Raw genomic sequence first — 10,141 nt, forward strand, 5'->3', positions numbered from 1 at the left:
CAAATTCCAAGCACCAAATCCCAAATTCCAAATAAATTCCAAGCACCAAATCCCAATGATCAAATGGTTTTGTTTGGAATTTGGTGCATGGTAATTGGTGCTTATTTGGTAATTGGTGCTTGGGATTTGGAATTTCATTTATTGCCCCCCGATCCGCCGCCACCCGAAGCTGTATCAGAAGCTGTATCAGGAGAATATCGTGCCGCGGCCGAGGATCCAGTTGGGGTCGTATTCGCGCTTCCACGCCTTCATCATCTCTATCGTCGCAGCGTCGTGCTGGATGGGCAGCAGGTCCGTGTGCAGTTTTCCGAGGCCGTGCTCGCCCGCCACGCCGCCGCCGAGTTCGACCGCCTTTCTGCAGCAGGCGATCAGGGCCATGTGCGCTGTCTCCTTTTCGCGGGGATCCCTTGCGAGGAAATTCGTGTGCGGATGGCCCGCCCCTATGTGGGCGTAGCCCATGTACGGAAGGCCGGTGGACTCCGCCGCCTCGTAGAAATAGGCCATCATCTCGCGAAGCCTCGGCATCGGCACCCACCAGTCGCTGCCGATCTTGCCGCCGCCGTCGGGCCAATACCCTCGCCCCCACTCGTTTGCAGCCTCCGGTATGCGGTGCCTCCAGAGCCTGATCCGCTCCTGCTCCTCGCGGGAGAGCCCCACGATCAGGTGATCGATCAGTCCCTGCCCTGAGAAGGGGATCATGGCCTCATACCAGCGCTCGAGAAACCTGTCCCGTTCGGCCTCGTCTTTGTACTCCTGCTTCACGTAGATGAACGCTCCGATCGAATCAGGGATGTCGGGAAACCCCTGCGCCGTCTTCATGAGGGCGAGCGCGCTCGTGTCTATGAGCTCCAGCACCCTTGGCGCGAGGCCTGCCTCGCCGGATGACAGGGCGAGGACCAGATCCAGCGCCATGGCGTTCGACTCCAGCGGCACGAGCGCGGAGAAGAACCGAGGCGGAGGCCCAGGCATGAGAGACAGCTCAACATCGGAGACATAGGCCAGCGTCCCCTCGGAGCCGATGATCAGGTCGATCGGGTCGCTCCACCCGGTCGTGTAGCCGCCGCGATTTTGCTCCATGGAGACGGTCGCACCCCCTTTGCGCTCCATCGTCCTTCTGGAGCCGTCGGGGAGTATTATCTCGAGCCTCTTCACATAGCCGCGGACAGGGCCGTACTTGTACGAGTCCTCGCCGGTCGCGTTGGTCGCGATGTTGCCGCCGATGCGGCAGTCGTCGCGCGAAGTAGGCGCGACCGGGAAGAAGAAACCGGCCTTCTCGACTTCGGCCTGCAGCTCAGCCGTCACAGTGCCTGTCCTCACGACCGCGACCGGCGAGCCGCCCCTCGGCCCCATGTCGACCACTCCTTCTATCTTCTCGGTCGATATCAGAAGCCCCTCCGTCGCGACCGATGCGCCGGTCATGGAGGTCTGCGACGCGCAGAACGTGACCGGCACGCCGCCCGCGTTGCAGAAGGCGAGCGCGTCGGCGATCTCCGCCTCGTCGCGCGCGACGAGCAGCCCGTCCGGCGAGCCGCGCATCATCGTGTCCTCGCGAAAGCTCTCCATGCGGTCGTCTTCCGGACCGATGATCGGGCCATTCGCAGGGACCGCCTTTATCAAACCCCTGTCCCAGGACATAAACGAGTGGCTAACCCCATCGAGCCCCTCATTGGAAGCCAAAAATGTTTCAGAATGCGCCAAATCTTTGACGGACAAGGGTCTTTTATCATTTCAATAACGATATATACAAAATATATATTATAATTCAATCAGTTACAGGCAGGCCGGACGGCACGCGATTTGCTCTATTATCATCATAGTCCAATAACAGGGGAGGACCTTTTATGAAGAAACATCTGATAATTCTGCTGATGCTTGCCCTGGCGATGCCCTTCGTCCAGGGGCAGAAGGGATGCGGGGGCGCGATACAGTTCGGCGATGAGGAGGGGGTGGAGGCCCAGGTCTCTGAGGCCGAGCCCTATGACGACACCATGGCGGGGGGGCACAGCTTCGTGCCGCCCGGGCCGGTCGGCATACTCATACCGTCACAGACGCCCGACGTGGGCGAAGGGGAAGGCGGCGATTCATCGGGAGACGATCTGCCCGATTGCGGCGCCTACATGCCCGACGGATCGTCGGTGGCCTTCTCGATCGACGCCTCCATGCTCGAGCAGTTGAGCATGGACGCCTCTGTCATGCAGCTGTACGAACCGATGATACAAAACGCCCTCGACAAGCTGAATCTCAACCTGGACGCCAAGGTGTTCGTGTCGCTGGCGGACAACGCCTGCTTCTCATGCGAAATGCCGCCGATCGGCGCCGCCCCTGTCGCGATGTGGAAGCCGGCGTCCTGCGTAAGCATGCTGGGCATCAATGTCTTCAAGGCCGGCTTTGACCTCAAGGCCAACTTCAAGACGCCGGTGGAGGCGGATGAAAACCTCATATTCAAGCTTTCGGACAGCCTCTTCGCAGCCCAGATAGCTTCCAACATAGTGGCGTTCGGCTCCAAGGATCTGGTCGCGAAGGCAAAGCTCTCCGCCCATGCGCAGTCGAACCTCTTCATGTCACAGAAGAAGCTCTTCGAGCCTGCGCTCCTCTTCTTCTCGGCGAAGGCGGCCCTCGCGGAGAGCCTGCTCATGAACCGGACCTTCAGTCCCTTCAGGGCGCTCCCGCAGCTCTCCGCGTATTTCAACAGCGTGGACTCGAAAAATCTGACCTGCGCCGGCGCGCTCGCCTTCATGACGCCTGCGATCAGCGCGGCGGCCTTCGACGGTGAAAAAGTCGTGATGAGCGCCGCCCTGGCCAACATGGAGTATGACGAATTCGTAATGTTCATCCAGTCGTATGCCGAGGCCAGAGACTCGCTGAATCTGAGGAGCGAAACTCAGCAGCTCAAGGAGTCGGCGGGTCAGGAACTCATGCAGAACACGGGAGAAGCGAGGGCGGTGCCGGCCCAGTCGGACGCCCTGATGAAAAACGAATCTGAGAAAAGGGAGTTCGTTCAGCCCGCCGAGCAGTACGACATCAATCGCAACGCGCAGTAGAACAGGCCGCTGTCTCTCCCGCGCCCGCTCAAGGCCCGCTTGACAGGCCTGAGGGGCTCGCGCATATTCCTGCGCATGGATCCTGTGATGCGCAGGATTTTCATCGTCCTCTGCGCCGCATGCGCGGTCCTTGCCTCGCCCACGGCGCGCTCGGCCACGATCCCATCTCCGGACGACCTCAAACAGTCGGTGCCGGGCTCCGCCGGATACGAGCGCAGGCCCGGCGCGATCGACTACTACGAGATGCAGGACGGGCATGGCCGGGCGGTCGGGCTCGCCTTCGTTACCAGCTCGATCCCGCCGCAGGTCATGGGCTACAGCGGCGAGCTGGACGTGCTCGTGGGCATGGACTGGGACGGAAAAATAACCGGCGCGAAGATAATCGGACACAGGGAAACCGCCGATTATGTTCAAAGGATCGTTGAATCCGGCCTGCTCAGAAAGTTCCTCGGCAGGACGGCCGGCGACGAATTCTCCGACATCGAGGCGGTAACCGGCGCCACCATATCGTCGCGCGCGATAATCGACGACGTGCGGAGCGCGGCAAAGGCGGTACACGATTATGTGAGGAGCGGCCGCACCCCCGGGGCGTCCTTAGGGGTCATGAGGCAGACCGACTGGCTCGGCGGCCTGGGGGCGCTTTTGGTCGTCGCGCTCGCCGGCCTTTGCGCGGCCATGCCGTCGCGGAGGCGGCTTCGGTGGCTCGCGATGGCCGCGTCGGTGGCGATCGTGGGCCTCTGGCTCAACGCGCCGATCACCATAGGCGGCATAGTGGACCTGCGGTCGTTCGGCCTTGCCTTGAGACACAACCTCCCGCTCGTGATACTCATGGCATTCGCGTTCGCGGCGGCGCTCCTGCGCGGCAACCTCTACTGCGCATACGTCTGCCCCTTCGGGGCCCTGCAGGAAGGGGCGGCGTGGCTCTCGCGCAGAAAGGTCCGCCCCGGTCGGCGCCTCGAGCGAAACATGAGGTGGCTGCGCTGGATAGTCGCGATCCTCGCGATCTATGCGATCGCGGTCGCGGGCGACGACGCCTTCCGATCCATAGAGCCGTTCGCGACCCTGTTCATGAGATACCCCGGCGCAGTGACACTGGTCCAGGCGGGCGTCGTCCTCATGGCAGCGCTGCTCGTGCGGAGGATATGGTGCCGCTTCCTCTGCCCCACAGGGCTGGTCGTGGACCTGGTCGCCGAGCTCGGCGGGAAGATAAGGCATGCGGCGAAGTCGCTGCGCCGGAGAGCGCATGGCTAACGCAAGGATTCACAACGCGCTCTTCGCGCTGCTGGTCGGACTAGTGCTGGGCATCACCGCCTGGTCCCTCCTTCAGCGGTCCGGCCCCCCCCGGCTGCCGGCCATCCCCGAGCTTGCGCCGCCTGCCGCGAAGGCGCCGTCCAGGATAGAGCGAATGATCGAGAGCGGAGAGCTCTCAAGGGAGCCCGCCCTCTTCTGGGGCCCCGAGGCCCCGCCCCCGGAAGGGGGTGGCGATTGAGCACAAAGACCGTGAGATGCGAGCTCTGCTTCCGCTTCTGCAGGCTGAGGCCCGGAGAGCGCGGCGACTGCAGGGTGCGCTACAATCTCGACGGCGAGCTCGTGAGCCTGGTCTACGGCAGGCCCTGCGCCGTGCACGTGGACCCGATCGAGAAGAAGCCCCTGTATCATTTCCTGCCTGGATCGCGGTCGTTCTCGATCGCCACGGCGGGCTGCAACGGCCACTGCGTCTTCTGCCAGAACTGGGAGATAAGCCAGGCGAACCCCGAGGACGTGAGGAGCGAGGAGATGCCGCCCGCGGAGGTAGTGCGGGGTGCGAAGCGCACCGGTTCCAAGTCGATCTCATATACGTACACCGATCCAAACATATTCTACGAGTATGCCTGCGACACGTCGAAAATAGCCAGGGGCGAAGGGATAAAGAACGTGATGGTAACGGCGGGGCTGCTCAACGAGAAGCCGCTCCGCAGGCTCGCGAAGTACGCCGACGCGGCCAACGTGGACCTGAAGGGCGACGCGGAGTTCTACAGGAAATACGTCATGGCGGAGCTCGCCCCCGTGCAGGACTACATAAGGATAGCGCTCGAGGAGGGGATGCACCTGGAGCTGACGCATCTCATCGTGCCCACCCTCAACGACTCAAGGGAGGACACCGAGAGGCTCATCGGCTGGGTGCTGGCCAACTGCGGCCCGGACGTGCCGCTGCACTTCTCGCGCTTCTTCCCCATGTACAAGCTCGCAAACCTCTACCCAACCCCTATAGAGACGCTCTACGACGCCGCGCGGGCCGCCATGCGGATGGGCATGCGCTACGTCTACGTGGGCAACGTGCCCTCCAGCGAGTTTCAAAACACGCGCTGCCCCGGATGCGGGGAGACGGTGGTGGTCAGGAGGGGGTACCAGAGGCCGGACGTGAAACTCGTGGACGGAAGGTGCCCGAAGTGCTCCCATCGGATACCGGGCGTATGGAGGTGACGCATGGAGATCACGCGCAGGCGTTTCGGGATCGCGCTCCTCGCGGGGATGGCATCTCTGCTCCTCGCAAGGCTCGGCGCTCTGCTCAGCCTCTGCAGGCGCTTCGCCGCTCAGCCCGCCAGGGCCATGTTCTGGACGCGCGGCGACCGGCTGGCCGGATAAGGAGGGATTATGAACAGGCTGTGTGCGGCGGCCCTTGCGCTGGCGGCCTTGACTCTCACCTCTGCGCAGGCCTCGTGCAAAAAGACCGGCGACGCCGATGCCGCTAAATCGGTGCAGCAGCCGGTGGTGGCCGGCACGTTCTACCCCGCCGACGCGAAGTCGCTGCGCAGCATGGTGAAGGGGATGATCGACATGGCGCCCGTCAAGGCGCTGGACGGCGAGCTGATCGGGATCATCGCGCCCCACGCGGGCTACCGGTACTCGGGTCGCGTAGCGGCCGCGGCCTTCAGGCAGCTGGCCGGCAGGGGATTCACGCGGGCGGTGGTGATCGCCCCTTCCCACCGCGCGCACGTCGCCGGGGCGGCGCTCTCCCCCTTCAGCAGCTACCGCACTCCACTCGGCGACATCCCGATAGACAGGGAGGCGGTCGATGCCCTCTCCGGGAAACACCCGTGGGCCGAGGAGGACGCCGGGGCATTTTCGACGGAGCACTCCCTCGAGGTCGAACTCCCGTTTTTGCAGGTCGCGCTCGGCGAGTTCAAACTTGTGCCGATCATCGTGGGGCAGGCCGGGAAGAAAAGGCTGGACGCGATCGCGGAGGCGCTCGAGAAGGAGCTGGGCGATCGGTCCACCATATTCGTTGCGTCGAGCGACCTCTCGCACTTCCACGACTACGAGAAGGCGCAGCGGCTGGACAGCGCCACGGTCGGCATCATATGCGACAAGTCTCCCGGCGAATTCCTCGCCGCAGCGGAGGTTGGGAAGGCGCAGCTCTGCGGGTCGAGCCCGGTCTACATCATGAAGAGGATCGCGGAGATGCGGGGGGCCTCGCTCGAGCTGCTCGAGTACGCCAACTCCGGCGACGCGACGGGCGACCGCTCCCGTGTCGTGGGCTACGCATCGATCGCGGTCACGGCCCCGCGGTCCATGGGCATGCCGCAGGAGGAAGCGCTCCTCTCGCTCGCGCGAAGGACGATCGAGGCGCACCTCTCGGGGAAGCCGCTGCCCCCGTTGCCCGGCGATCCGGCGCTCGCAGAGGACGGCGCGGCGTTCGTCACGCTGAGAAAGAACGGGCGGCTCCGAGGGTGCATCGGCACGATCACGGCGCGCGGCCCTCTCGACAGGACCGTGCAGGAGATGGCGATATCGGCCGCCACCGGGGACCCAAGGTTCCCGCCGGTGAAAAGGGATGAGCTCAAGGATATCTCCATAGAGATATCGGTGCTCACCCCGCCCGAGCCGCTCCCCGACCCCATGGCGGTGAGGGTCGGCACCGACGGCCTGATCATAGAGCAGGGATTCGCGAGGGGTGTGCTGCTGCCGCAGGTGCCTGCCGAGCAGGGGTGGGACAAGGCGCAGTACCTCGAGGGCATATCGACCAAGGCGGGGCTGCCGCGCGACGCGTGGAAGCGCGCGAAGCTCTACAGGTTCCAGGCGATCGTGTTCGAGGAGCGCTCCGATTAGGGATCGATCAGCGCCATGAAGGCCGCGGCGCACAGCGCGATCGAGGCCATGGCCGCCGCGGAGGCGGTCCCCAGCACCGGTATCACCAGCAGCCCCGTGGTCAGCGAGCCTGCGACCGCGCCCGCGAGGTCCGCGCCTTGGACCGCGCCTGCGGTCGACGCCGCCTCGCCCCTGCCCGCAAACACTACGGAGGCGGCCGCCTGATAGACGAATCCGCAGATCGCGCCCATCACGAGGTTCGACGCGATGAAGCTCACCCTCGAAGTCGAGAGCATGAGCAGCGCCCACGCCGCCGCGCAGAGGAGCGATACGACGAGCGTGGCGCGGGATGCGCCCCTCCCACTCCGCGCGGCGAGACCCGCCCAGGCGCCGAGGCCCGCGCCGGCCATGAACGCCGTGATGATGAAGCCCAGGCGCACGAGCATGACCCCCATGACCATCTGGCAATGGATGAGCAGCGCGATCCCGTAGGACATCGATGAGAAGCCGACCGCGGCGAGCGCCCAGGTCGCGCCGACCCCCCTTCTCGCGACCCTGGACCACGCGGCGGATGCGGCCATCAGGATGAGCAGCGCCGCGCCCCCCACCCAGGGCCTTGCCGCCTGCGCCATCGATGCGAACCACGAGGACCCGGAGCCGAAGCGCTTCTCCCAGAGGATCATGCCGTTGAAGTAGGCCCTGGGCCTGGAGTCCGTGTTGACCGGCGCCGCATCTGCCGCGGCCGCGATCTGCGCCGCGAAAGAATCCACCCTCTCCTGCGAGACCCCGGGCAGGAGCTGCTCCGCGACATAGGGGGAGTCGACGCCGCTCCTCTTGAGCCTGGCCATCAGCTCGCCGACGCTTTCGGTGACCGCCCCTTCGTCCGTGGCGAAGAAGTAGAAACGGTCCAGCGGGACGATGGCCACTTTCCTGAACGAGCTCCTGAGCGTGGCGTAGAGGCCCCCCAGCAGCTCCAGCGCCTCGCTGCCGATCGCGTTCTGCGGCTCCAGCATCCATACGCCGAGCACGCCGCCCTCCCTCAGCGCCGCCTTTGCCTCGCCGAAGAACTCGCGCGTGAAGTATCGGTCGCTGGCCGCGGTGTCGGGGTTGCCGACGTTGACCGTGATGACGTCGAAACAGGGGCCGCTGCACGAGCCGAACTCGCCCTTCGCCACGAAGCGCCTGCCGTCGCCGTGGCGCAGCGTGACCCACGTCGGGACGCCGCCGCGCTCCGAGGGCATGGCGTTCTCCTCGAGGTACGTCACGTCGGGATCGAGCCTCAGAAACTGCGCGCTCCCGAGGGGCCACTTGCTCCACTGCGCCGCCGTCCCGTAGAGGCCGCCCTCTATCATGAGGATGTCTTCGGCCCGTCCGTGCTGCAAGAGCGGCAGGGTCGCGATGCTCTCGTAGGTGTAGTCGGCCGGCAGGGTGAACGACGGCACCCCGTCCACGAAGAGGGTCCGCTCCCCCCTGTTGTCGGTGACCATGAGAGAGGCGAGCAGCGACTCCATCTCAACGGCCGGATTGAACCCCCTCCAGAGCTCCTCAGCAAACGACTTCTGGATCGGCCTCGAGAACGCCATCGCCGCCGCAAGGCAGAGGATGAGCGCCATCGCCGCAAGCTTTATCCTCATCCTCAGGAAGCAGACCCCGACCGCGGCCGCCATGAAGGAGGCTGCGACTATGGAGATCTGGAACGATGTGAGCATCCTCACCGCGAAGAGCGAGACCGCGAGGCCGCCGGCGCCGGCGCCTATGGCGTCCATGAGGTAGACCCTGGGCACGCTCGACATGTCCCTCTCCCCTGCGAGCCTGGCGCAGAGCGTGAAAGAGGCGCCTATGATGAGGCCTGTCGGCGCCATGAGCGCCGCCGAGAGGGCGAGCGCCGTCTGCGGCCCCACCATCACCGGCGCAGGGATCCCGAGAGCGGGCTTGATCAGATAGGACAGCGCCACGGTGAGGGGGATCGAGGCCGCAAGAAGAAAGAGCGAGAATGCGGCCGAGAGATCGAAGTCGCCCCACCTGCGGGCCAGGCGGCCAGTCGCCGCGGCCCCCATGCAGGAGAAGCCGAGCCACCCTGCGAAGACGCCGCCGGTCACAAGCTCGTTGCCGCCGAAGACCACGACGAGGCGTCGCATGGTGACGATCTGAGCCGCAACGGCGACCGCGCCCATCGCAGCGAACAGGATGTTCAGCCTTATTCTGTCGAGAGAGGGCATTGTGGTTTGATCAAAAGAGAGACTGCTGCTCCGGCCGGCCCGACCGCTCCTCAGGGTGCTCCAGCTCCCATGCGACCTTCACCCTGCCGGGCGAGTTGCCGAACTTGGGGACATAGAGGAGCTCCCCGTTTTTTGCGCCGTACTCGAAGACCTCCCTCGTGATCCTCACGTCGTCGAGGCAGTAGCGCTTGAGCTCCTCGATCATCCCCTCGCGCCACAGCCTGATCGCCTCAAGGCCCGAGCCGCTCTTGCCCGCGCCGAGCGTCGCCCTGGCCACGCTGTCGAGGCCGACCCTGTGGCCCAGCGCCTTGGCCATCTCCTCCATTATGTCGAGCTGGGCGAGCCTCGAGACATCGAAGGGCATGTACCTCTGCAGGATCGGGGTGTCGAACCGCCGGCTGTTGAACCCCACGAGCAGCGGCCGCATCGACAGCCTCTCCGCAAACGCGGCGAGCTCGCCCTCCTCGTAGACCGCGTATTCGCCGGTCGAGTAGTCGAAGGCGCCCAGCACCGATATCTCGAGCCTCTGGAGCCACTCCCTGCCCCCCACGTCGCCGAACGCGTCCTTGGTCTCTATGTCGAACACCACGATGTTCTTTCCCATGCCGCCGCTCTATCACAGCCCTCCCCCAAGTCAAACACCTAAGTGCCGCTTTCGGCACCGACAAATTTTAAGCTCATCAGACGGAACGAGCCGCCTCGTCGAGGTTGTCCGTTTCGGAGCGAGGCCTCCAGCGGCTCCCCTTTCGCTGTCTCGCGGGCCGCGGACCCTCCTCATTCAAACTGCGAGTCAAAACTGCGACTTCGAGCGAG

9 protein-coding genes are annotated in these 10,141 nt (G+C 64.8%); 6 read left to right on the plus strand and 3 right to left on the minus strand.

Annotation, left to right across the window (positions count from 1 at the left end; translation table 11 throughout):
- Positions 1-186: 186 nt before the first annotated feature.
- Entirely contained in the window at positions 187-1,563 is a 1,377-nt protein-coding gene (locus JXA24_05485) for an FAD-binding oxidoreductase (GenBank protein ID MBN1283210.1), read from the minus strand.
- A gap of 278 nt (positions 1,564-1,841) precedes the next feature.
- Here JXA24_05485 and JXA24_05490 point away from each other — a divergent pair, with 278 nt between their 5' ends.
- From JXA24_05490 to amrB, 6 genes are read left to right on the plus strand one after another with little or no spacing between them, the layout of a single operon-like run.
- Entirely contained in the window at positions 1,842-3,041 is a 1,200-nt protein-coding gene (locus tag JXA24_05490; GenBank protein ID MBN1283211.1) for a hypothetical protein, read from the plus strand.
- A 39-nt stretch (positions 3,042-3,080) separates the two neighbouring features.
- Positions 3,081-4,292, plus strand: coding sequence for a 4Fe-4S binding protein (locus JXA24_05495; protein MBN1283212.1), 1,212 nt, complete (start codon positions 3,081-3,083; stop codon positions 4,290-4,292).
- A complete protein-coding gene (locus JXA24_05500; GenBank protein MBN1283213.1) occupies positions 4,285-4,530 on the plus strand; it encodes a hypothetical protein in 246 nt (81 codons plus the stop codon). Before JXA24_05495 ends, JXA24_05500 begins: the two co-directional genes overlap by 8 nt.
- On the plus strand, positions 4,527-5,504 hold the full coding sequence (amrS, locus tag JXA24_05505; protein ID MBN1283214.1) for an AmmeMemoRadiSam system radical SAM enzyme: 978 nt from the start codon (positions 4,527-4,529) through the stop codon (positions 5,502-5,504). Before JXA24_05500 ends, amrS begins: the two co-directional genes overlap by 4 nt.
- Before the next feature lie 3 nt (positions 5,505-5,507).
- Positions 5,508-5,666: a hypothetical protein gene (locus tag JXA24_05510; protein MBN1283215.1), complete on the plus strand. Its 159-nt coding sequence runs from the start codon at positions 5,508-5,510 to the stop codon at positions 5,664-5,666.
- A 9-nt stretch (positions 5,667-5,675) separates the two neighbouring features.
- Complete coding sequence (gene amrB, locus JXA24_05515; protein ID MBN1283216.1) at positions 5,676-7,130, plus strand: AmmeMemoRadiSam system protein B; 1,455 nt, start codon at positions 5,676-5,678, stop codon at positions 7,128-7,130.
- Here amrB and JXA24_05520 read toward each other — a convergent pair.
- Together JXA24_05520 and JXA24_05525 are read right to left on the minus strand one after the other, a co-directional pair.
- Entirely contained in the window at positions 7,127-9,328 is a 2,202-nt protein-coding gene (locus JXA24_05520) for a fused MFS/spermidine synthase (GenBank protein ID MBN1283217.1), read from the minus strand. The genes amrB and JXA24_05520 overlap by 4 nt on opposite strands.
- A gap of 10 nt (positions 9,329-9,338) precedes the next feature.
- Positions 9,339-9,932: a ribonuclease H-like domain-containing protein gene (locus JXA24_05525; protein MBN1283218.1), complete on the minus strand. Its 594-nt coding sequence runs from the start codon at positions 9,930-9,932 to the stop codon at positions 9,339-9,341.
- Positions 9,933-10,141 lie beyond the last annotated feature (209 nt).

The sequence above is a fragment of the Pseudomonadota bacterium genome (assembly GCA_016927275.1).
In the GTDB taxonomy this organism is placed as follows: Bacteria; UBA10199; UBA10199; order 2-02-FULL-44-16; family JAAZCA01; genus JAFGMW01.

What these genes read in the sequence shown, in the direction of transcription:
- JXA24_05525 (MBN1283218.1), bottom strand. Translation starts at nt 9,932, where the DNA reads ATGGGAAAGAACATCGTGGTGTTCGACATAGAGACCAAGGACGCGTTC.
- JXA24_05520 (MBN1283217.1), bottom strand. Translation starts at nt 9,328, where the DNA reads ATGCCCTCTCTCGACAGAATAAGGCTGAACATCCTGTTCGCTGCGATG.
- JXA24_05510 (MBN1283215.1), top strand. Translation starts at nt 5,508, where the DNA reads ATGGAGATCACGCGCAGGCGTTTCGGGATCGCGCTCCTCGCGGGGATG.
- amrB (MBN1283216.1), top strand. Translation starts at nt 5,676, where the DNA reads ATGAACAGGCTGTGTGCGGCGGCCCTTGCGCTGGCGGCCTTGACTCTC.
- JXA24_05500 (MBN1283213.1), top strand. Translation starts at nt 4,285, where the DNA reads ATGGCTAACGCAAGGATTCACAACGCGCTCTTCGCGCTGCTGGTCGGA.
- JXA24_05485 (MBN1283210.1), bottom strand. Translation starts at nt 1,563, where the DNA reads ATGGAGAGCTTTCGCGAGGACACGATGATGCGCGGCTCGCCGGACGGG.
- JXA24_05490 (MBN1283211.1), top strand. Translation starts at nt 1,842, where the DNA reads ATGAAGAAACATCTGATAATTCTGCTGATGCTTGCCCTGGCGATGCCC.